The sequence below is a fragment of the Stenotrophomonas capsici genome, assembly GCF_034961085.1.
GTDB lineage: Bacteria > Pseudomonadota > Gammaproteobacteria > Xanthomonadales > Xanthomonadaceae > Stenotrophomonas > Stenotrophomonas capsici.
The window spans coordinates 331,943-354,388 of sequence record NZ_JAYFUH010000061.1 but is presented as its reverse complement, the minus strand read 5'-3'; the positions used below and the strand labels follow the sequence as shown (position 1 = coordinate 354,388).

At 65.7% G+C, this 22,446-nt stretch carries 18 protein-coding genes and 1 tRNA gene; 4 read left to right on the top strand and 15 right to left on the bottom strand.

Annotated features, from left to right (window positions below; all coding sequences use genetic code 11):
• Positions 1-429: 429 nt before the first annotated feature.
• From VA603_RS03470 to VA603_RS03445, 6 genes are all read right to left on the bottom strand, one after another.
• Positions 430-1,704: a hypothetical protein gene (locus VA603_RS03470; protein ID WP_323437923.1), complete on the bottom strand. Its 1,275-nt coding sequence runs from the start codon at positions 1,702-1,704 to the stop codon at positions 430-432.
• Between the two features lie 599 nt (positions 1,705-2,303).
• Complete coding sequence (locus VA603_RS03465; RefSeq protein WP_323437922.1) at positions 2,304-3,749, bottom strand: amidohydrolase; 1,446 nt, start codon at positions 3,747-3,749, stop codon at positions 2,304-2,306.
• 17 nt (positions 3,750-3,766) lie between these two features.
• Positions 3,767-5,581, bottom strand: coding sequence for an amidohydrolase family protein (locus tag VA603_RS03460; protein WP_323438075.1), 1,815 nt, complete (start codon positions 5,579-5,581; stop codon positions 3,767-3,769).
• 13 nt (positions 5,582-5,594) lie between these two features.
• The gene (locus VA603_RS03455) at positions 5,595-6,599 is read right to left on the bottom strand and encodes a FecR family protein (RefSeq protein WP_323437921.1); all 1,005 of its coding nucleotides are present in this window, start codon (positions 6,597-6,599) and stop codon (positions 5,595-5,597) included.
• Positions 6,583-7,170 (bottom strand): RNA polymerase sigma factor, encoded by a 588-nt coding sequence (locus VA603_RS03450; RefSeq protein ID WP_132862960.1) that lies wholly within the window; start codon positions 7,168-7,170, stop codon positions 6,583-6,585. The genes VA603_RS03455 and VA603_RS03450 overlap by 17 nt, the downstream gene beginning before the upstream one ends.
• A gap of 61 nt (positions 7,171-7,231) precedes the next feature.
• Entirely contained in the window at positions 7,232-10,591 is a 3,360-nt protein-coding gene (locus tag VA603_RS03445) for a TonB-dependent receptor (RefSeq protein ID WP_132862959.1), read from the bottom strand.
• Between the two features lie 191 nt (positions 10,592-10,782).
• On the opposite strand from VA603_RS03445, the gene VA603_RS03440 reads away from it, so the two are divergent.
• The 4 genes from VA603_RS03440 to dxs all read left to right on the top strand — a co-directional run bounded on the left by VA603_RS03440 (position 10,783) and on the right by dxs (position 15,970).
• The gene (locus tag VA603_RS03440; RefSeq protein ID WP_132862958.1) at positions 10,783-11,259 is read left to right on the top strand and encodes an LEA/WHy family protein; all 477 of its coding nucleotides are present in this window, start codon (positions 10,783-10,785) and stop codon (positions 11,257-11,259) included.
• A gap of 37 nt (positions 11,260-11,296) precedes the next feature.
• Positions 11,297-13,087 carry an acyl-CoA dehydrogenase C-terminal domain-containing protein gene (locus tag VA603_RS03435; RefSeq protein WP_323437920.1) on the top strand — a complete coding sequence of 597 codons (1,791 nt, stop codon included), beginning with the start codon at positions 11,297-11,299 and terminating at the stop codon, positions 13,085-13,087.
• Positions 13,088-13,240: 153 nt separating this feature from the next.
• On the top strand, positions 13,241-13,906 hold the full coding sequence (locus VA603_RS03430; protein WP_132862956.1) for an HNH endonuclease: 666 nt from the start codon (positions 13,241-13,243) through the stop codon (positions 13,904-13,906).
• A 153-nt stretch (positions 13,907-14,059) separates the two neighbouring features.
• Positions 14,060-15,970 carry a 1-deoxy-D-xylulose-5-phosphate synthase gene (gene dxs, locus VA603_RS03425; RefSeq protein ID WP_132862955.1) on the top strand — a complete coding sequence of 637 codons (1,911 nt, stop codon included), beginning with the start codon at positions 14,060-14,062 and terminating at the stop codon, positions 15,968-15,970.
• Positions 15,971-16,178: 208 nt separating this feature from the next.
• On the opposite strand, the gene VA603_RS03420 is transcribed toward dxs, so the two are convergent.
• From VA603_RS03420 to infC, 9 genes are all read right to left on the bottom strand, one after another.
• A complete protein-coding gene (locus VA603_RS03420; RefSeq protein WP_323437919.1) occupies positions 16,179-16,448 on the bottom strand; it encodes a putative hemolysin in 270 nt (89 codons plus the stop codon).
• Positions 16,449-16,567: 119 nt separating this feature from the next.
• Positions 16,568-16,644: transfer RNA gene (locus tag VA603_RS03415), tRNA-Pro, on the bottom strand.
• Between the two features lie 61 nt (positions 16,645-16,705).
• Positions 16,706-17,062, bottom strand: a complete 357-nt coding sequence (locus tag VA603_RS03410; RefSeq protein ID WP_132862880.1) for a MerR family transcriptional regulator — start codon at positions 17,060-17,062, stop codon at positions 16,706-16,708.
• On the bottom strand, positions 17,043-17,342 hold the full coding sequence (locus tag VA603_RS03405; protein ID WP_054657702.1) for an integration host factor subunit alpha: 300 nt from the start codon (positions 17,340-17,342) through the stop codon (positions 17,043-17,045). The genes VA603_RS03410 and VA603_RS03405 overlap by 20 nt, the downstream gene beginning before the upstream one ends.
• Positions 17,343-17,363: 21 nt before the next feature.
• Positions 17,364-19,745 (bottom strand): phenylalanine--tRNA ligase subunit beta, encoded by a 2,382-nt coding sequence (pheT, locus tag VA603_RS03400; protein ID WP_323437918.1) that lies wholly within the window; start codon positions 19,743-19,745, stop codon positions 17,364-17,366.
• A 128-nt stretch (positions 19,746-19,873) separates the two neighbouring features.
• A complete protein-coding gene (gene pheS, locus VA603_RS03395) occupies positions 19,874-20,869 on the bottom strand; it encodes a phenylalanine--tRNA ligase subunit alpha (protein WP_323437917.1) in 996 nt (331 codons plus the stop codon).
• A 193-nt stretch (positions 20,870-21,062) separates the two neighbouring features.
• Positions 21,063-21,422: a 50S ribosomal protein L20 gene (rplT, locus tag VA603_RS03390; protein ID WP_054657697.1), complete on the bottom strand. Its 360-nt coding sequence runs from the start codon at positions 21,420-21,422 to the stop codon at positions 21,063-21,065.
• 11 nt (positions 21,423-21,433) lie between these two features.
• Entirely contained in the window at positions 21,434-21,631 is a 198-nt protein-coding gene (rpmI, locus tag VA603_RS03385; RefSeq protein ID WP_010342861.1) for a 50S ribosomal protein L35, read from the bottom strand.
• Positions 21,632-21,918: 287 nt separating this feature from the next.
• A complete protein-coding gene (gene infC, locus VA603_RS03380; RefSeq protein ID WP_243694071.1) occupies positions 21,919-22,443 on the bottom strand; it encodes a translation initiation factor IF-3 in 525 nt (174 codons plus the stop codon).
• Positions 22,444-22,446: the final 3 nt, after the last annotated feature.

Genomic DNA, 22,446 nt, shown 5'->3' with positions numbered 1-22,446 from the left:
AAAAAAGGCAGCCGGTTGCTCTATAAAGCCATGATTCAACGCGTTTTTTTCAGGCGAGCTTCGCACTTAAGCTCATAATGTGTACACAACCGTTCTAGGCTGCCACATCCCTCCCATCATTCGTCTACCGGCTTACAGGCCATTTATCGCCCCCTGAAAATCGGCTAATTCGTTGTTCCACAAGGCGATCCGCAGGCCATATCTCGCATCTCAGATGCGATGCTCTGAGGCTCAAGCGATCAACGAAACCAGCCCATGCGAATGAGGCTGGTTTCGTTGACATCCGCATTGAATTGCTTCGAACGGTTGAATCAAGATGACCAATTCTAGCCTCAACTATCAACCACCTACGCCTAAAAGCGGTCATGCGACAGGATGAAGCGATGGAACGTTGCGACCTCAGTCCAAACTATTGTCTCTCACCGTCTGTCACTGTGCGTGCTGCAAGATATCTCGTGCAGCAACAAGGACATAACCCGGCTTCGTCCTAAGCGTAGAACGATGCGTAGAGCCGAGGGAATGGACTAAGCCCAAGGTGCCAAGCAAACCGCCGAGTGCAGATCCCGGACCATCGGTGATGAGACACGCAGCACTGACTGCAAGACCTAGTATTCCCGCAGAACTTCGACCGAGGGAAGGTGATCGATTGGTAGCGATTGCCAGCTCAGATTGCACCAGCTCTGCCTGTTCCCGCAGCTCTGCGACGACTTCTCGCCAGCTGGATTCAGACTCATCCCCACTCGCCAGTCCGGACAGCCTACGCGCCATAAATTCACGGAGTTGGGGCAGCGCAGAGCTTGCCGCATCACGCAAATTCAATGTTTGCTCGATTGTGAGATTTGCCACCCAAGGTAGAGTCGCTGTTCTCTCTGCTGCAAAAGCCCTTAGCTCGGGCGAAGTGAAATAGGCGCCATCCGCTGAAAGTAAAGCTGATATTCCGGCTGGAGAATTTGAAAAAACGCTTCCCGATGTCCAAGCTGCACTGCGTGCATCCCAAACCGTCGATCTAACAGCCTCTTGGACGAATCTTGAGCGCATCTCATCATCACTTGCTTGATCTCCAAATTCGCGCGAAAAATGGATGAAGAGTGAGGGGTCATACAGCGCGGAAAGATCTATATGTCCTCCGTCCGCATTGCGCTCAATAATAAGCTGATCGCCAAGCCGAGATACCGCCTGCTCCCCTAGTTCATGAACTCTCCTATTGAACTCGGAGAAACAGGATGCGCAAGCAGGCATGAAGGGGGAGATGAATCGAAATACGCCTGCTTCAATGAGAGGCTGCAGCCGCTTCAATACCGCGACATCAGCGACCAATCCCATCAATTCGGCATTTGTCGGGCGCGATCTAAGGGCATGTATCCGCCCATAGAAGAAATCGTGAGCAGTAACCCTGTCAGACATCAAAGCAATCGTTCTGGCGATTTGATCTGCGTATCGAAGTCGGCACGTGAATGCCTGACACGCTCCCGTTGACGAGAATAGATCAAGACCTCCACTCAGCACCGCTCTGAATTCAGGCTTATTCCGGTCTACGGCCAGTAGCGATTCGAAGCCACCGACATCTGCTTGATCTTTAAGCTCACGAACCATCGCCCTTAGTCTTCGAGCGACCAGTCGAGGGTCCGAGAAATCGAAATCCTCGTTCAAAAGGAGCGCTATGTGGGACGGCAAGCCTGGACCCGGTTCGATCACGCCACTCATTCCTTGATATCCAGTGTGAGCTGAGTGTAGACAATCTAGTCCCACCAGCGCAGCTGTCCTAGCCGCAACTCTATCTCCCCAAGAACACGCATGCAGTTGCGGAAGCCGACAAGGCTGCATAGACGCTGGTTCAACTACCCGACCGCCTTACGCAAAACGCCCGCTGATGAGCGGGCGTTGGTCTAATCATTGATCGGTGAGGTTATTCTGGAGTACGCGCCTCGTCAGCGAACGCGACGCTCTCCCAGCTGAGCTACCGCCCCACGCGGTGCTCCGGATTCTACGCGCTGCCTGCGCGTTCGCCAAGGGGCGCGCCCATGACCACCGCCACCCAATCCGCCCCAAGCCCACCACGCTTGCCTGACGACGCACGCGTCTGTGCTTCAGGGCGCCGCCCGCACCATCGCTCAATGAACACCCAAAACGTGCGACACCACCAAGGCACCGCCATCGCGGTTCGATGAAAATCCGGGCGGCGGCCCGATGGAGGGATCGGGCCGCCGCCCATCGGAGTGACGGGCTACCCAGCAACATCACTCCGGCTGCAGCCTGCCAGCCCGGGAGTGAAGCACATGTCGGCGGCAGCTTACGGCGACAAGTCAGTCGCGCGTCGCGCGCCGGTAGTCCAGTGGCGGGGTGTCCCGCTCCAGCAACGGCAGGTACTGGAACCCGGTACCACGTCGCATATCGAATTCCTCGCGGGCCTTGCGCACGGTCTCCGGTGACTGCAGCAGTTGCACGGCCGCCAGCGCCATCACCTTGGCCGCATTCAATGCGCCCTTGTCACCAATGGACATGCCCGACGCGGCCACTGCCTGCCAGCTATGCGCCGGCGTGCCGGGCACCCAGGTCGCGGTGCTCAACCCGGCCGTGGGAACATTCCAGCTCACGTCACCGACGTCGGTGGAAGCACTGCCAGCCAAGTCGGCGCGGTAGGGCTGCAACTGCTGCGCGGTTTCCAGTGAAGGCTTCTTCTCCAGCGTCTGCTGCAGTTGCAGGGCGAACCGCTGTTCGGCCGCGTCGTAATGGACGCCCCCTACCTGCTGGAGCGCGGCCTGCATCACCTGCCCCAGCGTGTCGTTGGGCAGCAGCGAGAACACGCCGCCGGTCTGCTCGAAACTTACCGTGGTGCCGGTACCCATCGCCGCGCCCGCGGCGGCCTTGCGCAGGCGCGCGATCACATCGCGCACCACCGCCGGATCGGTGTGGCGCACGTAGTAATAGGCTTCGGCAGCGTCCGGCACCACGTTGGGAGCCGCGCCACCGTTGCTGATCACGTAGTGGATGCGCGTGCGGTCCGGCACGTGCTCGCGCATCAGGTTGGCCATGTAGTTGAACGCTTCCACGCCGTCCAGCGCGGAGCGACCACGCTCCGGCGCGATGGCGGCATGCGCGGCAATGCCACTGAAACGGAACTTGCCGCTGATGTTGGCCAAGGTGGTGCCCTGCGCGGCGGAGTTGTCGGCCGACGGGTGCCAATGCAGCACCACATCGACATCATCGAACAGGCCGGCCTTGGTCATGTAGACCTTGCCCGACCCGCCCTCCTCCGCCGGCGTGCCATACAGCCGCACTTCGCCGTCGCGCCCGGTGGCCTCCAGCCACTGCGCGATGGCGCGCGCCGCGCCCACCGACGCCGCACCGAACAGGTTGTGCCCGCAGGCCTGGCCCGCGTCCTGGTCGGCAATGGCGCTGCGCACCGGCTCGGCGGCCTGGGCCATGCCGGGCAAGGCATCCATTTCAGCCAACAGTGCAATCACCGGACCCTTGCCGCGCGTGCCGTAGGACGCCACGAACGCGGTGGGCATGCCGGCGACACCCGCCTTCACCTGGAAACCGGCCTCGCGCAGCTCCTGTTGCAACAATGCCGACGAGGCGGTCTCCAGATACCCCAGCTCCGGCTGCTGCCACAATGCATGCCCCACGTCGGCCTGGCGCTTGGCGTAGGCATCGAGCGTGGCTAGGACATCCGGCGTAACCGCCCACGCCGCAGGTGCGGGCAGCAGGCTGCACAACAGGGCGACACGCAACAGGGAACGCTTCATCGGCAGGCACCGGTGCATCAGTAGAAAGTCACGTTGTCGATCTCGAACCAGACCTTGCTGCCCGGCGCACCACCGGCGGAGAACACCAGTTGCTGCAGGTCGTCCCCTTTCCACTGCGCGATGGGTGCAGTGGCGCGATAGGGTGGCTGGCCCTGCAGGGCACTGAATGGCACCTCGACCGTGCGCCATTGCGATTGGGCCTGCAACGGCGCGATGAAGCGGCGGTTGCCCAGCGCGCGTACTTCCAGCCGCAGCTCCGGCGCCGAACCGCGCAGCTCGAAACGCACCCCCTGGTAGGCGCGCGCATCCACTGGCGCCACCGAACCACGGCTCAATGGCAGGATCGCCGCTGCGAATGCACTGTCCTTGCTAGACAGCTTGGCCTGCGTGGCCAGCGCATTGCCGCCGGTCTCGCGCGCCACCACTTCGGTGACCTGCACGGTGCGGTCGTTGCCGCCATCGGCCTCGTCCACGCGCAGGGTATCCAGCGCGGTACGGCCGTCGGCGCGCTCGAAGTCATCGACCAGTGCCGCCACCGGCTGCGCCGGCAATGCCAACGCCCGGTTGCCAGCCGGCAGAACGGTCCCCTTGCCGTGCACCTGGCGCCCGGCCACGTAGACCTGCTCGGTATTGCGGATGTCGCTGATGCGTTGCCACGGCTGGCCCTTGACCAGCAACAGGTCTGCGCGTTTGCCGACCTCGAGGGTGCCACGATCGGCCACGCCCAGTGCCCGGGCGCTCCGGGCGGTGCCGGCCAGCAGCGCCTCGGCCGGCGTCAGGCCGGCATCCACCAGCAACTCCAGTTCACGCAGCGTGGAGACACCATGTGGCGTGCCGGTCATGCCGGCATCGGTCCCCACCACCACCGGGATGCCGGCGTCATGCAAGGTCTTGACGTTGTGCAGGGCATTGGCGAAGTTCTGCTCGCGCTGGCGCAGCACGTCCGGCTTGGCACCGGTACGGCCGCTGCCATCCACCCGCTCCGGCAGGTACACCGCCAGCGACGGCGCATAGGCGGTGCCATGCGTGCGCATCAGTTCAATCAGTTCCTGGTCGACCGGGCCGTCCTGCACGCTGTGTGCGATCACATCCACGCCGGCGCGTGCGGCGCTCTTGCCGCGCTTGACCATCACCGTATGGGTGAACACCTTCAGGCCGTTCTTGTGCGCCTCGTCGACCAGCGCAGCGAGCGTTTCCTCGTCCATGCTGCTGTTGTCGGCGGCATTGGAGTAGCGCCAGCCATCGGTGAAGGCCTTGATGAAATCTGGCTTGTAAGCGGCCACCGCGCGGACACCGGCGCGCGCGGATTCGGGTGAATTGACCCAGCGCGTGGTGTTCTCGTCGCCCCAGTCGGCACCGTGTCCCAGTGGCGTGCTCATGCGCGCGGCGAACTTCACGTCCGGCGCGGCGATCGAGGACAGCCACTGCCGGCGCGGCGCATACGCCTCCGGCGGTTCGTGGAAATCACTGACCGTGGTCACGCCCGCGGCCATGTACAGGTTGGCCACCTGCGGCAGCTCCGACGGCACCGCGTTCGGCGTCCAGTGCGTATGCAGGTCGAACAGCCCCGGCAACAACGCCTGACCACGCGCATTGACCGTGCGCGCCCCCTTGGGCGCCTGCAGCGCGTCGCCGATGGCGGCAATCCGCCCGTCCTCGACCAGCACGCTGGCCGGATACGCAGCCCGGCCGGTGCCGTCGAACACCATCGCGTCGCGGATCAGCAACGCCTGCGTCTCACTGGCCATGGCCACCACGGTCGCCTGGCCACTGCCCAGCAGCAACGCGGTCGCCAGCGCCAGCAGGCGGGCGCGTCGTTTCTCGTTATGCATGCTCAACCCCATTTCATTGCATGGACCGCGCCATGTGCGGCGCGGCGTCCGGCGAACGCAGGCGGACCTCGTTGCCCTGTTGTTCCACCACCAATCCCAGGCTCAGCGCCACGCTGCGCGCGAAGCCCAGCGGGTCACTGGCCGAGTACAGGCCGACGATGCGGCGGCTGCCCACCAGCGGGTCGTCGATGACGATGCGGGTGTCGCTGTAGCGCAGGAACTGCGCCGCCGCCACCGACAGCGTGTCGCCGTTGAACGACAACATGCCCTCGCGCCAGGCCAGCTGCTGCTGCAGGTCGTCACTGGGCACCGGTTCGATGCGGATCCCATGGCTGCGGTTGGCCAGCGCGCGGTAGTTGGCCACCAGCCGCGTCGGCGCGACCACACCCTGCACGTCGGTGACATCGACGATGCCTTCGCGCACCAGCACCTCCACCCCGCCGCTGCGGCGTTCGGTAAGGCTGACCGCGAAGCTCGTCCCCACCGCGGTCACGTCGGTCTCCTCGGCACGCACCACGAACGGACGCCCGGGGTTCTTGGCCACGTCGAACAACGCTTCGCCCTGCAGCAGGCGGATGTCGCGGCGGGTATCGCTGTAGCTCACCCGCACCTGTGAATCCGAATCCAGCGTGATCGCCGAGCCGTCCTGCAGCGGCACCCGCAGGATTTCGCCCTTGCGCGTGGCGTAGTACTCGGCGCCGTCGTCCTGGCGTTGCACGCCGATGGCCAGCACGCTGACCACCGCGGCCAACCCCACCGCCCAGCGCAGCATCCGCCGCGCCGGCCTGGCCGGCACGTTCGCGGTGAAGGCGCGGTCCATCGCACCGGCCGACAATGCCCGCGCGCGGTCGGTGCGCGCCAGCACCGCCTGTGCCCGCGCATAGGCGCCGAAATGGCGCGCGTCGGCCTCCAGCCAGGCATCAAGGCTGGCCGTCTCCTCCGCCGTCAGCGGCGCGCGGTCTTCCCGCGCCACCCATGCTGCGGCGATGTCATCAATCCCGTTAACGTCTGCGCGCATGCCATGTTTCTCCTGCGGCGGGCTGGTCCGTGCCCGTCTCCGTCCTGTCGCCGTCGCGCTTCATTGCATCCATCAATAGCCGAATGCCTTTGCAGATGTGTTTCTCCACCGTGTTCTCGCTGATCTGCATCCGCTGGGCGATCTCGCGCTGCGAATAGCCTTCCACCCGGCGCAGTACGAACGCCTCGCGGCATTTGGCCGGCAGGCTGTCGATCAACGCGCCGATCCGCGCCAGCTCCTGCCGCGAGGAGGCGGTGCGCTCGGGGCTGGCTTCCTCGGGCAATACCGCCACCCGGTCAATCTCGGCCACCGCTTCGATCGACACCACCTGCGCACGCCGCAGCTGCTGCAGCACCACCGATTGCGCCACCGTGTAGACGTACGCGCGCGGCTGGCGCACGTGCGTCACATCGGCCATCGCCGCCAGGATCGCGTAGGTCTCCTGGATCACGTCGTCCACGTCCTGGCGCACCGACAACCGTCGCTGCAGCCAGTCACGCAGGCCGGGCTCGTGCGGCAGCACGTGCTCGGCCAACCACAAGGCACGCTGTCTTGCCTGCGTTGCGCTCATTGCTTCTCCAGCAGGTCGTCCGGCCACTGCCGGACGCCCGCACCTGCCACGACGGCCTTCATCAGAACGCCTTGCTGACGTTGACGTACCAGTAGCGCGGATACGCCTGGTACACCGCCGAGGAATAGCCGTAGGCATCATCGGACACCGGCGGGCGCTTGTTGGCCAGGTTGTTGGCACCGACCTTCACCGCCAACCCGTTGAGCCAGCCTTCGCGCTCGAACTCGTACTTGACGAAGGCATTGGCCAACGTCTGCGACTTCACCGTCCACGGGGTGCCGTCGGCCAGGGTCAGGCCATTCTCCACGTAGGAACTGGAGTAACGCGCGGTGGCACCCACCGACAGCTGCTGGTAACGCCAGGTCAGCGTGCCGGCCCACTTCCATTCCGGGTTGCCGCCGTTGCCGATCAGGTCGCCACCGCCGGTGATGCGGATCGACGGGTCGACCAGGCCGGTGGCCTTGGCGTCTTCCAGCGCCTGCAACGCCGGCGAACGCTGGCGGTAGAACTCGATCAGGTGGGTGCCGGTGACCGACAGGTCGAAACGACCGATGCGGGTTTCCGGTGAGTTCCAGCTGAAGTTGTAGTCCACGCCACGCAGGGTCTGCGGTTCCAGGTTGACGTACTGGTCGGTGACGTACAGCACCTTGCCCGCGGCAGCCAGGCCGGTACCGGCGAAGCGCGCGATGTCGTCGGCGGTCGGGTCGGCACGCACCACGGCGGCGTTGCTGCCGCCCTGCTGGCGCAGGATGTAGTCCAGGATCAGCGCGTTGCCTTCGCCGAACAGGCCGATGATGCCTTCCTGCTCGTACTTGTAGTAGTCCACCGCGAAGGTGAAGCGGCCGTAGTCCTCCGGGATGAAGCGCGGCTGGAACACGATGCCGGCACTGGTGTTGGTGGAGGTTTCCGGCTTGAGGTCCGGGTTGCCCGAGCGGCGTGCGGTGGTGGAATAGGTGTAGCCGCCGCAGCCGTTGATCGATGCCTGCGCACCGGTGCGCACGTCGGCCTCGCACTGGATGTAGTCGGTGCGGTTGTTCGAACGGCTCACCACCGTGGCATTGATCTGCTCCAGGTTCGGGGCGCGGAAGCCCTTGGCCCAGGAGCCGCGCAGGGTCAGCCCGTCGAACATCTGCCAGCCCAGCGCCAGCTTGGGCTTGGCGACGTTGCCAAAGTCGTTGTAACGCTCGGCGCGGCCGGCAACCTGCAGGTCCAGCGAACGCACCAGCGGCACGTTCATCTCCGGCGAGACCAGCGGCACCGACAGCTCGGCGAACAGGCCGGCCACGGTACGCGAGCCATAGGTGTCCGGGGTCGGGCTGACACCGTACATGTCGCTCGGGTAGGCAACGCCGGTGATCATGTCGGTGAAGGTCACCGAGCCATCGACGCGCGCGTCGCGGTCATCGCGCTGGGTTTCGTGACGGATCTCGAAACCGGCGGCCATGCCGACATCGCCGGCCCAGGTCTTGAACAGGTCCGGGCGCGAGACCTTGAAGTCCCACAGGAACAGCTCGGTCTGGCTCTGCCGCTTGGCCTTGTAGAAGAACTGGTCCAGCTTGTCCCAGTCGTTGCAGCCACCGCAGAACGGGTTGTAGGCCGAGGCGGTCGGGTTGGCCAGCGCCTGCTGGAACAGCGACATGCTCACCGCATCCTGGGTGTCCTTGACCTTGGCCTTGGAGTACAGCGCCGCGCTTTCCCAGTCAAAGCCGTAATGGAAGCCACGCAGGCCGGCCAGCGCGCGCACCTGGGTGTTATTGACCTCGATGCGGGTCGGTCGCTCGAAGCGGTAGCTGGTGATCGTCACCGGCACGCCATCCGGGCCGATGTTCAACCCCTGAAGGCGGTTCGGGTTGAGCGAGCCATCGGGCAGGTACATCGCCCCGAACGGGTTCCAGTAGTTGCTGGCGGCCACGGTCATCGGCAAGGCGGTGATGGTGTTCACGCCGCTCTGCAGGCTGTAGGCACGCGAGTCGTACAGGCCGGCTTCGCTGAAGAACGAAATGCCGTTCTCGAAATCATGCTTGCCGGTGACGAACAGATTCAGCCGGCGCACGTCCGGGGTGATCGACAGCGGGTACTGCGACTGCTGGTTGTCGCGCAGGTTGGCATCGGCGCCGGAGGTCGCCTTGCTGCCGGACTGCACGCACAGCCCGTCGCCGATGGTCGCCGCACAGCCGCTGTTGGCGGTCGGCTGCACGTGGAAGGCACCGGCCGCCGTGGTCAACCAGGTGCCATTGCGCGAGATGCGCGGGCCGCTGGCGGTGAAGTTGCCCCACGGACTGTTGGTGTTGCGGTTGTCCACCCCGGCCAGGCCTTCGAACGGCGTGCCGGCGAAGTCATCGGCCCGGTTGCCGTTCCTGGTCCAGCCCTGGTCCAGCGAGTTCAGGCCGGTGGTGTTGTAGTAGTTGAAGGCGATGGTGATGTTGGAACGCAGGTCCTCGGAGTTCTTGCCCCACATGCCGTTGACGCCGACATCGCTCAGGTTGGTGCCTTCGCCGAAGCCCTTCTGCACGCTGATGGTGCCGCCGTCCATATCGTCGCGCAGCACGTTGTTGACCACGCCGGCCACCGCGTCGGTGCCGTAGATGGCGGCCGCACCGTCCAGCAGCACTTCCACCCGGCGCAGGTTGGACACCGGCACCGCGTTGGCGTTGTAGGTCAGCACCGGCACCAGGTTGCCGTCGGCCTGGCTCATCGGGTGCACCACGGTGCGGCGGCCGTTGATCAGCAGCAGCGTGTTGCCCACGCCCAAGCCGCGCAGGTTGACCGAGGCGATGTCACCACGCGCGTAGTTGGAGCTGTTGCCGCCGTTGGTACCACTGAAGGAGACATCACCCATCTGCGGGATCGAGCGGTACAGGTCGTCACCGGAGACCGCGCCGGTGGCCTCGATCTGTTCGGTCTGCAGCGTGGCCACCGGCAGGATGGCAGCCGACTTGCTGCCCTTGATCTGGCTGCCGACCACGGTGATCTGGTCCAGCGTGTTCACGTTCGCATTGGATTGCGCCGGCTCGGCTTCGGCGGCGACCGGCTCGACCTGGCTCGACTGCGCCATCGACATCGCGCCCAAGCCCCCCAGCGACGCCAGCATCGGCGTGGCCGCGCGCAGGGTGATCGTGCGGCCATCATCGGAGGCCACGGTCAATCCCGTACCGTCGAGCAGGCGGTTCAAGGCCTGCCGGGTATCCATCTGCCCCTTCAGTTCCCCCACCGCGATGCGCCCCTGTTTGCCTGAATGGGCCGGGGCGATGATCTGGATGCCCGCCTGGCGGGCGAATTCGGGCAGTACGTCCTCGATGTTGCCGGCATCGATATCGAATTGCGGTGGCGCGGCGAACGCCGGGGAAGCGGCACACAGCACCGCCAGAGTCAGACCGCCGCGGATTGCGCTGGCCAGCGGCAACAACTTGAATGAACGCATGAATGAACCCCCAGAAAGTGACGCGGAAGACGGCAGCCGTCAGGCCCCTGCATGTGTTGATGCACCAGGAGCCGGGTTCCGCCATCCCCCCGCCGCGATTGTCGCCCGTGTTTGCCACCCCGTGCCCTGCGCACGCTGCCATACGCCGTAGTATCCTTCGGGACATCTTTAGGACTGGAGGACCGCGCGGCATGCGTTTTCGCCCTACATTCGCCCTGATCACCGTGGCCGCGCTGGCGCTTGCCGCCTGCAGCGGCGGCCCGGTCAAGCGCGTTTCCGAACCTGCCGCCAGCATCCAGCAGCTTACCGTCGGCAACGACGGCAACTGGGACGTCGAGCTGCGCCTGCGCAACTACAGCTCCATGCCGATGCGCTTTGACGCGGTGTCGCTGGCGATGAAGGTTGGTGATGAAGCCGCCGGCACGCTCAGCACGCAACCGGGCGTATCGATCGGCCCGGAGTCGGCCGACGTGGTCAAGGTGCGCCTGCAACCGTCTTCGGCGGCACGCATCGTCGTGGCCGATTCGCTGGCCGGCGGTCGCTCCCTGTTCTATGAACTGGAAGGCACCATCAGCGCCACCCCGGAAGAAAAGAAACAGCGCAGCTTCGACGTCAAATCGCGCAACAGCCTCAACCAGGCACCGGGTCTGCCCGGCGTCCTGCGTTGACCCCCACCCGCTTCCTGCATCGTTCGAGACCGTTCTGATGAGCAACTACAAAGCCCCTGTTACCGATCTTCGCTTCGCCCTGCACGACGTGCTCAAGGCCGAATCCCTGTTCGCCGCGATGGGCCTGGAAGACGCCAGCGCCGACGTCATCGACGCCGTGCTGGAGGAGGCCGGCCGCTTCAGCGCCAGCGTGCTGGCCCCGCTCAACGCGGTCGGCGACCAGACCGGCTGCAAGCTGGACAAGGCCACCGGCGAGGTCACCACCGCCCCCGGCTTCAAGGAGGCCTACGCACAGTTCGTCGAGGGCGGCTGGACCGGTCTGACCGCGGCAGCGGAGTTCGGCGGCCAGGGCATGCCGGAGACACTGGGCATGGCATTGAGCGAAATGGTGTCCTCGGCCAACCTGGCGTGGAGCCTGTTCCCGATGCTGTCGCACGGCGCGGTCGAAGCCCTCAAGCATTACGGCGAGGACTGGCAGAAGGAAGCCTTCCTCAAGCCGCTGGTGGCCGGCCACTGGACCGGCACCATGTGCCTGACCGAACCGCACGCCGGCACCGACCTGGGCCTGCTCAAGACCCGCGCCGAGCCCAATGCCGACGGCAGCTACTCGATCACGGGCACCAAGATCTTCATCACCGCCGGCGAGCACGACCTGAGCGAGAACATCGTCCATCTGGTGCTGGCCAAGCTGCCCGACGCCCCTCCGGGCCCGAAGGGTATCTCGCTGTTCGTCACCCCCAAGTACAAGGTCGACCGCGACGGCAACAAGGGCGAGCGCAACGCCCTGCGCTGCGGCGCGCTGGAGCACAAGATGGGCATCCACGGCTCGTCCACCTGCGTGATGAACTTCGACGGCGCCCAGGGCTACCTGGTCGGCCAGCCGCACAAGGGCCTGCAGGCGATGTTCGTGATGATGAACTCCGCCCGCCTCGGCGTCGGCGTGCAGGGCCTGGCGCAGTCCGAGCGCGCCTACCAGGGCGCGCTGGCCTATGCCCGTGAGCGCCTGCAGTCGCGTGCACCCAAGGGCCCGCTGCTGGCCGACAAGCCGGCCGACCCGATCATCGCCCAGCCCGACGTGCGCCGCATGCTGCTCACCACCAAGGCGCTGACTGAAGGTGGCCGCCTGCTCGCCGTGCACGCCTACACCCAGCTCGACGCCGCCCAGAACGGCAGCGACGAGAAGGCGCGTGCCGACGCCGACACGCTGGTCAGCTTCCTCACCCCGATCGTCAAGGCCTGCCTGACCGAGTGGAGCATCGAAGCCACCTACAACGGCCAGCAGGTATTCGGCGGCCACGGCTACATCGCCGAGCACGGCATGGAGCAGTACGCCCGCGACGCCCGCATCACCACGCTGTATGAAGGCACCACCGGCATCCAGGCGCTGGACCTGATCGGCCGCAAGACCGCCGTTTCGCAGGGCGCCGGCCTGAAGCTGTTCCTGGCCGAGGTCGAGCAGTTCATCGCCGACAACGCCAACAACCCGGCCGTGGCCGAATTCCTGCCGGTGCTGGGCGCCAAGGCCAAGGAATGGGGCAAGCTGACCGTCAACGTGCTGCAGCGCGCCGCGGCCAACCCGGAAGAACTGGGCGCGGCCAGCTGGGACTACCTGTTCTACAGCGGCTACGTGGCCCTGGCCTACTGGTGGGCCCGCGCCGTCGCCGCCGCCCAGGTGTCCGGCCATACCGACAGCTTCAAGCAGGCCAAGCTGGAAACCGCGCGTTTCTACTACGCCCGCGTCCTGCCGCGTACCCTGACCCATGCCGCCAGCATGGAAGCCGGCGCCGACCCGTTGATGGCGATGGATTCGGCACGCTTCGGCGACTAAACCCAACGCCCCGACAAACCAAAGCCCCTCTCCCGCAAGCGGGAGAGGGGTTGGGGCGAGGGCCGCTTCTATCGCAGGTTGAAGAAGCACACGCCCCGGAACCGCCCCGTCTTTACACAAACTGTCACGCTTCGTGTATAAGCTGTTTTCCCGATGGAGACAGACACTACACCGCGTAGTCTGATCGATACCGGAGCCGACCTTTCCGCTCCGACAGCCGGGTTTTCACTTCCCCCCTCCTTCCACCGCCTCGGTACCGTGCGATTGCTGTCGCTCGATGCGCACGGACGCGTGCTGGACTGGATCACCTGGCAGGACGCCGCCTGCCTCTACGCCCGCGACGCGGTGGCCTGGACGCTCGGCGACCCCTGCCTGCACGTGCACGGGGCGACCAACCGCGACAGTGGCCAGCGCAGCGGCCTGGACCTGCACCCGATCATCGCCTCGCGCGGCCATGCCCGCTCGCGCGCCATCGACCCGACGCCAAACCTGACCAACCCGGCGCTGTTCGCGCGCGACGCGCACCTGTGCCTGTACTGCGGCCAGCAGTTCAGCCGCCCGCAACTCACCCGCGACCACGTGCTGCCGGTCTCCAAGGGGGGGCTGGACACCTGGGAGAACGTCGTCACCGCCTGCTTCCACTGCAATTCGCGCAAGAGCAACCGCACCCCGCAGCAGGCGAACATGCCGTTGCTGGCCGTGCCCTACCGGCCCAGCTGGATCGAACACCTGATCCTGTCCAACCGCAACATCCTGGCCGACCAGATGGCCTTCCTGAAGGCGCAACTGCCCAAGAAGGCCCTGCAGCGCAGCGCCTGAACCACCCCGGACACCGCATTCGGTATCGACAGTCTGAACAGGTACTTCAGATTGCTGGCAAACCTCGTCATTTCACGCTCACAATTGTTGCGGTTTGCTTGCCCCACCCCCTTTTGGCGGCGAAAATACCGTTTCGATTGAAACGCCACGAAAATGATCGACTCTGCCTCCTATCCGCGCCTGTCGCGCATCCAGACTCCCGATGACCTGCGCAGGTTCGACGAAAGCGAACTGGTCGCGGTCGCCGAAGAACTGCGTGCCTACCTGATCGAGTCGGTAGGCAAGAGCGGGGGTCATTTCGCGGCCGGCCTGGGCGTGATCGAACTGACCGTCGCCCTGCATTACCTGTTCAACACGCCGGTGGACCAGCTGGTGTGGGACGTGGGCCACCAGACCTACCCGCACAAGATCCTCACCGGCCGCCGCGACACCATCCACACGGTCAAGCAGAAGGACGGCGTGGCGCCGTTCCCCAAGCGCGAGGAAAGCGAGTACGACACCTTCGGCGTCGGCCACTCCTCCACCTCCATCTCCGCCGCGCTGGGCATGGCCATCGCGCGCCAGCGCCAGGGCGATACCCGCAAGGCCGTGGCCGTGATCGGAGATGGCGCGATGACCGCCGGCATGGCCTTCGAGGCGCTGGCGCACGCCGGTGGCATGGATGACGAGCCGAACGTGCTGGTCATTCTCAACGACAACAACATGTCCATCTCCGAAGCGGTGGGTGGGCTGACCAAGATGCTCGGCCGCGCCACCGCCAGCCGCACGCTCAACGCGCTGCGCGAAGGGGGCAAGAAGATCCTCGGCGACAAGCGCAACAGCCCGCCGGCGCGCTTCGTCAAGCGCTGGGAGGAGCAGTGGAAGGGCATGTTCGTGCCATCCACCGCCTTCGAGCAGATGGGCTTCCACTACACCGGCCCGATCGACGGCCACGACCTGCCGCTGCTGCTGTCCACCCTGGCCCGCCTGAAGGACGCCAAGGGGCCGCAGCTGCTGCACATCATGACCACCAAGGGCAAGGGCTACGAGCCGGCCGAGGACGACCAGATCGGCTACCACGCCGTCGGCCCGTTCGACCCCAGCAAGGGCCTGCCTGCCAAGGGCGCGCCGAAGAAGCCGACCTACACCGACATCTTCAGCGACTGGCTGTGTGATGCCGCCGCCGCCGAACCGCTGTTGATGGGCATCACCCCGGCGATGCGCGAAGGCTCGGGCCTGGTGCGCTTCAGCAAGGAGTACCCGGAGCGCTACTTCGACGTGGCCATCGCCGAGCAACACGCGGTCACGCTGGCCGCCGGCATGGCGACCCAGGGCGCCAAGCCGGTCGTTGCCATCTACTCCACCTTCCTGCAGCGTGCCTACGACCAGCTGGTCCATGACGTTGCCATCCAGGACCTGGACGTGCTGTTCGCCATTGACCGTGCCGGCGTGGTCGGCCCCGACGGTGCCACGCATGCCGGCAACCTCGACCTGAGCTTCATGCGCTGCGTGCCGAACATGCTGATCATGGCCCCGGGCGACGAAGCCGAATGCCGGCAGATGCTCAGCACCGGCCTGCAGTACAAGGGCCCGGCCGCGGTGCGCTACCCGCGTGGCACCGGCCCCGGCGCCGCCATCGGCAACGACCTGTCGACGCTGGAGATCGGCAAGGCGCAGTTGCGCCACGCCGGCAGCCGCATCGCCCTGCTCGCCTTCGGCGCCACCGTGCCGGCCGCCGAACAGGTCGGCCGCGAGCTGGGCCTGTCCGTGGTCAACATGCGCTTCATCAAGCCGCTGGACAAGGCGATGCTGCTGGAACTGGCCCGCACCCACGACGGCTTCGTCACCATCGAGGACAACGTGGTCGCCGGCGGTGCCGGCTCGGGTGTCTCCGAGCTGCTCAATGCCGAAGCAGTGACGATGCCGATGCTGCACCTGGGCCTGCCCGACGGCTACCAGCACCACGCCAGCCGCGAAGACCTGCTGGCCGAAGCCGGCATTGATGCCAGCGGCATCCGCGCCGCCCTGCTCAAGCGCTGGCCCAAGCTGAAAGACACCGCGGCGCCACTCAGCGCGGCGAGCTGAAAAAAGCCCCGCATCGCGGGGCTTTTCGAGCGGCTTGCGCACGGGCAAACGCCCTTCAGCCGGAATCAGGTCAGCCGCGCCCTGCATTCCCACACCGGGATTTCATCCACGCCGACGAACCGGCTGCGCCGCAGGAAAAAAGCCAGCCGCCCCGCGCAGGCCCGGATGAATTCCCAGCACCCGGCACCGCGGCGCGCCGCCGTCCCACTCAGTCCTTGCCCGCCGGATTGTCCCGCCGGAACAGCTCCCACTCCTCGACCTGGGTGCCGTCCGGCAAATGGCAGATCCCGTACTCGCCGCCTTCGCTGTCCTTCCTGATCTCGACCTTGCCCCCCTTGTCGACGCAATGCACCGAGGCCGGATTGGCCATGCCCACGCGTGGCACCTCCGCCGTACCGCGTGTGCCCTCGCCTGCCGCGCAGGCCGACAGCGCCCCGGCGATGACCAGGATGGCAATGCAATGGATCCCTCGTTTCATGTCAACTCCCCAGAAGGCTGCAGGCCGGACTGCCCGCTCGGCGCAGGCTAGCAAAGCTGGTGTGCACAACGAAAAAAGGCCCGCACCACGTGCGAGCCCTTGATCTTGATTGCAGTAATTGGTCGGGACGGCCGGATTCGAACCGACGACCCTCTGCCCCCCAGGCAGATGCGCTACCAGGCTGCGCTACGCCCCGAACATCTACTGCTTCGCCGTGAGGCGAGCCGGTGATTATACCGGCTTTCACATCGAAAAGTTCAGCGCCGCAGCAATTGCAGCACTTCTTCCAGCTCCATCCGCACCTGCTTGATGATCTGGTTGCTCAGTGCCGATTCTTCCTTGGCACCCTCGCCTTCCAGACGCAGTCGCGCGCCGCCGATGGTGTAGCCCTGTTCGTACAGCAGGCCGCGGATCTGCCGCACCATCAGCACGTCATGGCGCTGGTAGTAACGACGGTTGCCACGGCGCTTGGCCGGCTCAAGGCTGGGGAACTCGGTCTCCCAGTAGCGCAGCACGTGCGGCTTGACGTCGCACAGCTCGCTGACCTCACCAATGGTGAAGTAGCGCTTGGCCGGAATCGGCGGAAGTTCGCGGTTACTGCCCGGATCCAGCATATGCCTCCACCCGCTCCTTGAGCTTCTGGCCCGGACGGAAGGTGACCACCGTACGGGCGGAAATCGGAATTTCCTCGCCGGTCTTGGGGTTGCGGCCCGGGCGCTGGTTCTTGCGCCGCAGGTCGAAGTTACCGAAACCGGACAGCTTTACCTGACGTCCCTGTTCCAACGCATCACGCAACACATCGAAGAACGCGTCGACAAATTCTTTGGCCTCACGCTTGTTCAGACCGACCTCGTCGAACAACCGGTCCGCCATCTCCGCCTTGGTCAATGCCATGCCTGCTCCCTGTATCCCGCCTCAGCCACGGATCTTTGCGCCGTGCCCGTGATCGATCGCCGCCACCACATCGGTGACCACGGCCTCCACGTCACGGTCCGTCAGGGTGCGCGATTTGTCTTGCAGAATCAAGCCCATAGCCAAGCTCTTGAAACCCGGTTCGACGCCCTGCCCGACATACCGGTCAAACAGCACGACATCCCGCAGCAGTTCGCCGCCGGCCTGGCGGATCGTCGCCGCCAAGTCAGTCCAGCTGACCTGTTCAGCCACCAGCACCGCCAGGTCGCGGCGCACCGCCGGGAAGCGCGACAACTCGCCCGAACGCGGCAGGTTGCGCGCGGCCAACGGCGCCAGGTCCAGCTCGAAGCCGATCACGTCGACGTCAATGTCCATCGCCTTGGCCAGGCGCGGGTGCACCTGACCGATCCAACCGATGCACTGGCCGTCGCGCCAGACGTCGGCCGAACGCGCCGGATGGGCGTACGGACGCTGCGAGGCGCGGAACTCCAGCACCGCCCCGGAGGCATGTGCCAGCGACTCCAGGTCGCCCTTCAGGTCATGGAAATCGACCTTGCGCGCCTTCTCGCCCCACTGCAGGGCGGCGGCATCGCCGCACACCGCAGCGGCCACGCGCACGGTTTCCAGCGGTGCGGGCTGGCCGTCGCCCGCCTGCCGGGCGAATACGCGGCCGATCTCGAACAGTCGTACACGCCCCACCTGGCGGGCCACGTTGCGGCCCAGCGTGGCCACCAGGCCCGGCAGCAGCAGCGGGCGCATCACCGCCAGCTCGGCCGACAGCGGGTTGGCCAGCGGCACCAGCCCTTCGTCCTGCCGCCACTGCGACAGCAGCTGCGCATCGACGAAGGCGAAGTTGATGGTTTCCAGCATCTCGCGCGCCACCAGCTGGCGACGCACGCTCAGCTCGTCCAGGCGGGTTTCGCTGGGCATGGCGATGCGCGCGGCGCCTCCGGGCAAGGTGGTCGGGATCGTCTCGTAGCCGTGGATGCGGGCCAGCTCCTCGATCAGGTCCTCCTCGATGGCGATATCGAAGCGGCTGCTCGGGCCGGTCACACGCCAGCCGTCCGCCGCGGCTTCGACCTGCATGCCCAGCGCACGCAGGATGCGCTCGACTTCTGCATCGGCGATCTGGATGCCCAGCACGCGCGGGATGCGCGCACGGCGCAGGCCGATCACGGCCGCCACCGGCAGGTCGGCTTCACGCACGGCCTCGGTGACCGGCGCCGGCGTGCCGCCGGCCAGGTCCAGCACCAGCCGGGTGGCGTATTCGATGGCGGTACGCGGCAACTGCGGGTCCACGCCACGCTCGAAGCGATGGCCGGCATCGGTATGCAGGCCCAGCTTGCGGCCACGGCCCATGATGGCGGCCGGCGCGAAGTGCGCGGCCTCCAGGAACACGTTGGTGGTGTCGTCGGTGACGCGGGTATCGAAGCCGCCCATCAGACCGGCCAGGCCAACCGGACGGTCGGCGTCGGTCACCACCAGGAAGCTGTCATCCAGCGCGGCGTCGCGGCCGTCCAGCAGCTTGATCGACTCACCGGCGCGCGAACGGCGCACGCCGATGCTGCCCTTGAGCGTGTCCAGGTCATAGGCGTGCATCGGCTGGCCCAGCTCCAGCATCACGTACTGGGTGATATCCACCAGCAGCGATACCGGGCGCACGCCACTGCGGCGCAGGCGCTCGGCCATCCACAACGGCGTGGTGGCGCGGGCGTTGACGCCTTCGATCACGCGACCGAGGTAGCGCGGCGCTTCGGCACCGGCGTCGAGTTGGATCGCCAGCTCGCGCGAACCCTGCGCGGCAACGGCATCGGCCGCGAACGGCTTCACTTCACTGCGGGTGGCCGCGGCCACGTCGAAGGCGATGCCGCGCACGCTGAAGCAGTCGGCGCGGTTCGGGGTGAGCTTGATCTCGATGCTGGCGTCCGGCAGGCCGAGGTAATCGACCAGCGACGTACCGACCGGCGCGTCGTCCGGCAACTCCAGCAAGCCGGAGGCGTCGTTATCCAGGCCCAGCTCCTTGGCCGAGCACAGCATGCCGTTGGACTCCACGCCACGCAGCTTGGCCTGCTTGATCTTCAGCTCGCCGATCTGTGCACCCACCATTGCCAGCGGCGCGACCAGGCCCGGGCGCGCGTTCGGCGCACCGCAGACGATCTGCAGCAGCTCGCCCTGCCCCGCATCGACCTTGCACACCTGCAGGCGGTCAGCCTCCGGGTGGCGCACGGCCTCGACGATGCGCGCGACGACCACGTTGTCCAAGCCATCACCCAGCGCCGTGACCTCCTCGACCTCCAGGCCGATGGCGGTCAACACCGCGCTCAGTTCGTCGCGCGAAGCGGTGGTCGGTACGTGGCTGCGCAGCCAGCTTTCGGAGAATTTCATGTTGTCACCCTGATGGGAGGCCGGGCCTCCCGTTGCGGTTTCTTTTGTGCCGGCGCCCAGCGCATTGCGCCCGGGGCGGACCGACGTTCAAGCGTTGCCGGGCATGGCCCGGCACGACGGCCCGTCGCTTACGCGAACTGCTTGAGGAAGCGCACGTCGTTCTCGAAGAACGCGCGCAGATCGTTCACCCCGTAACGCAGCATCGCGAAGCGCTCCACGCCCAGCCCGAAGGCGAAGCCGGTGTAACGCTCCGGATCGATGCCCACGCTGCGCAGCACGTTCGGGTGGACCATGCCGCAGCCCAGCACTTCCAGCCAGCGGGTGCTGCCATCGGGCTGCTGCCAGGCGATGTCCACTTCCGCGCCCGGCTCCACGAACGGGAAATAGCTCGGGCGGAAACGCATCTCGAAGTCGCGCTCGAAGAACGCACGCACGAACTCGGACAGCGTGCCCTTGAGGTCGGCGAAGGTGGAATGCTCGTCCACCAGCAACCCCTCGACCTGGTGGAACATCGGCGAGTGGGTCTGGTCGCTGTCACTGCGGTACACCTTGCCGGCGGCGATCATCCGCAACGGCGGCGCGTGGTCGCCCATGTAGCGCACCTGCACACCGGAGGTATGCGTGCGCAGCAGGCGGCCGTCGCCGAAATAGAAGGTGTCGTGCATAGCACGCGCCGGATGGTGCGGCGGGAAGTTCAGCGCCTCGAAGTTGTGCCAGTCGTCCTCGATCTCCGGGCCTTCGGACAGCTCGTAGCCCAGGCGACCGAAGATCTCGGTGATGCGCTCCAGCGTGCGCGTCACCGGGTGCAGGCCACCGCGCTCGCCATGGCGACCCGGCAGGGTGACGTCGATGTGCTCCGACGCCAGGCGCGCATCCAGGGCAGCATCTTCGAGCAGCACCTTGCGCTCGGCCAGCGCAGTGGACACCGCGTCGCGGGCGACATTGATCGCCTCGCCGGCGGCCTTGCGCGCGTCCGGCGGCAGGGTGCCCAGCTGCTTGAGCTGCGCGGTGATGCTGCCACTCTTGCCCAGCAACGAAACGCGCAGGTTTTCCAGCGTTTCCGGGCTCTGCGCGGCGGCCACGTCGGCCAGCGCCTGGGCGGTCAAGGATTGGATGTCACTCATGGAATCGACGGACCTCGGATCGGTTTGCCTTCAGCGGCCTCGCGCCGGGCCGACCCCGTCGCACCGCAGACCCTCCACCACCCCAACAGCACTGGAAGGCCACAAAAAAGAATGGGGAAGGACTCGCGCCCTTCCCCATGCATTGTCTCACTCAGGCCGCCGTGCGTGAACGCACGATGGCCATGGGAAGAACTTATGCCGCCAGTGCGCCCTTGGCCTTTTCTGCCAGAGCGGCAAAACCGGCTGCGTCGTGCACGGCGATATCGGCCAGGACCTTACGGTCCAGGGTGATGCCAGCCTTCAGCAGGCCGTTCATGAAACGGCTGTAGCTCAGGCCGTTGATGCGGGCAGCCGCATTGATGCGGGTGATCCACAGCGAACGGAAATTGCGCTTCTTCTGCTTACGGCCGATGTAGGCGTACTGCTGTGCCTTGATGACCGCCTGCTTGGCGACGCGGAAAACCTTGCGACGGGCGTTGTAATAGCCCTTGGCGAGATCCAATACTTTCTTGTGGCGGCGGCGCGCCTGCACACCACGCTTAACTCGTGCCATGGTTCAGTTCCTCAGAGGTAGGGCAGCATGCGGTCCAGACGGCCTGCGTCTTCTGCGCGGACGTGGTTCGTCTGACGCAGGTTACGCTTCCGCTTGGTCGCCTTCTTGGTGAGGATGTGGCTACGGTTGGCGTGGCCAGCCTTGTACTTGCCGGAAGCGGTCTTGCGGAAACGCTTGGCCGCCGCCCGGTTGGTCTTGATCTTGGGCATTGCTATGTCCTTGATGGTCTCTTTTCACTGGCTGGGCGGTGGCCGTGGCCACGCTTTCCGTCCTTGCCCTTGCCTGTCTAAAGCCCACACTCCCCAAAGGAGGCAGGCAGGTCCTGTTTTGACGCAAACAACAAACCCGGCGAACCGGGCCGCCCATTATGCCTTTCCTCCCAGCCACTTGCAATCACAGGCAAGCGGAAGCGGATCCTGGCTGAACAGGCACGCCAACGGGGAGATGGTCGAAACCCCTCCCCGTTCAGCAAAGCGAAGGCCCGAAGGCCGCCGGCTTACTTCTTCTTCGGCGCGATCATCATCACCATCTGCCGGCCTTCCAGGCGCGGACGCGATTCGATGACGATGTCTTCGCCCAGATCGGTCTCGATGCGGGTCGCCATCTCGCGACCCAGCTCCTGGTGGCTCATTTCGCGACCACGGAAGCGGATGTTGACCTTGACCTTGTCGCCCTCTTCGAGGAAGCGGCGCATGTTGCGCAGCTTGATCTGGTAGTCGCCCTCGTCCGTGACCGGACGGAACTTCACTTCCTTGATCTCGACCTGCTTGGTCTTCTTCTTGGCCTCATTGGCCTTCTTCTGCATCTCGAACTTGAACTTGCCGAAGTCCATGATCTTGCACACAGGCGGGTCGGCCTGCGGCTGGATTTCGACCAGGTCCAGGCCTTCTTCCTCGGCCATCGACAGCGCTTCGTCGCGCGACAACACGCCAATCATTTCACCGTCACTGCCGATCACGCGGACGCGCGGCACACGGATTTCATGATTACGACGGTTCTGTTTGTTGTCAGGGGTACTGATATT

Bases quoted from the DNA above. Each gene is read 5' to 3' on its own strand.
- VA603_RS03470 (WP_323437923.1), bottom strand. From the start codon at position 1,704: ATGAGTGGCGTGATCGAACCGGGTCCAGGCTTGCCGTCCCACATAGCG.
- VA603_RS03465 (WP_323437922.1), bottom strand. From the start codon at position 3,749: ATGAAGCGTTCCCTGTTGCGTGTCGCCCTGTTGTGCAGCCTGCTGCCC.
- VA603_RS03460 (WP_323438075.1), bottom strand. From the start codon at position 5,581: ATGCATAACGAGAAACGACGCGCCCGCCTGCTGGCGCTGGCGACCGCG.
- VA603_RS03455 (WP_323437921.1), bottom strand. From the start codon at position 6,599: ATGCGCGCAGACGTTAACGGGATTGATGACATCGCCGCAGCATGGGTG.
- VA603_RS03450 (WP_132862960.1), bottom strand. From the start codon at position 7,170: ATGAGCGCAACGCAGGCAAGACAGCGTGCCTTGTGGTTGGCCGAGCAC.
- VA603_RS03445 (WP_132862959.1), bottom strand. From the start codon at position 10,591: ATGCGTTCATTCAAGTTGTTGCCGCTGGCCAGCGCAATCCGCGGCGGT.
- VA603_RS03440 (WP_132862958.1), top strand. From the start codon at position 10,783: ATGCGTTTTCGCCCTACATTCGCCCTGATCACCGTGGCCGCGCTGGCG.
- VA603_RS03435 (WP_323437920.1), top strand. From the start codon at position 11,297: ATGAGCAACTACAAAGCCCCTGTTACCGATCTTCGCTTCGCCCTGCAC.
- VA603_RS03430 (WP_132862956.1), top strand. From the start codon at position 13,241: ATGGAGACAGACACTACACCGCGTAGTCTGATCGATACCGGAGCCGAC.
- dxs (WP_132862955.1), top strand. From the start codon at position 14,060: ATGATCGACTCTGCCTCCTATCCGCGCCTGTCGCGCATCCAGACTCCC.
- VA603_RS03420 (WP_323437919.1), bottom strand. From the start codon at position 16,448: ATGAAACGAGGGATCCATTGCATTGCCATCCTGGTCATCGCCGGGGCG.
- VA603_RS03410 (WP_132862880.1), bottom strand. From the start codon at position 17,062: ATGCTGGATCCGGGCAGTAACCGCGAACTTCCGCCGATTCCGGCCAAG.
- VA603_RS03405 (WP_054657702.1), bottom strand. From the start codon at position 17,342: ATGGCATTGACCAAGGCGGAGATGGCGGACCGGTTGTTCGACGAGGTC.
- pheT (WP_323437918.1), bottom strand. From the start codon at position 19,745: ATGAAATTCTCCGAAAGCTGGCTGCGCAGCCACGTACCGACCACCGCT.
- pheS (WP_323437917.1), bottom strand. From the start codon at position 20,869: ATGAGTGACATCCAATCCTTGACCGCCCAGGCGCTGGCCGACGTGGCC.
- rplT (WP_054657697.1), bottom strand. From the start codon at position 21,422: ATGGCACGAGTTAAGCGTGGTGTGCAGGCGCGCCGCCGCCACAAGAAA.
- rpmI (WP_010342861.1), bottom strand. From the start codon at position 21,631: ATGCCCAAGATCAAGACCAACCGGGCGGCGGCCAAGCGTTTCCGCAAG.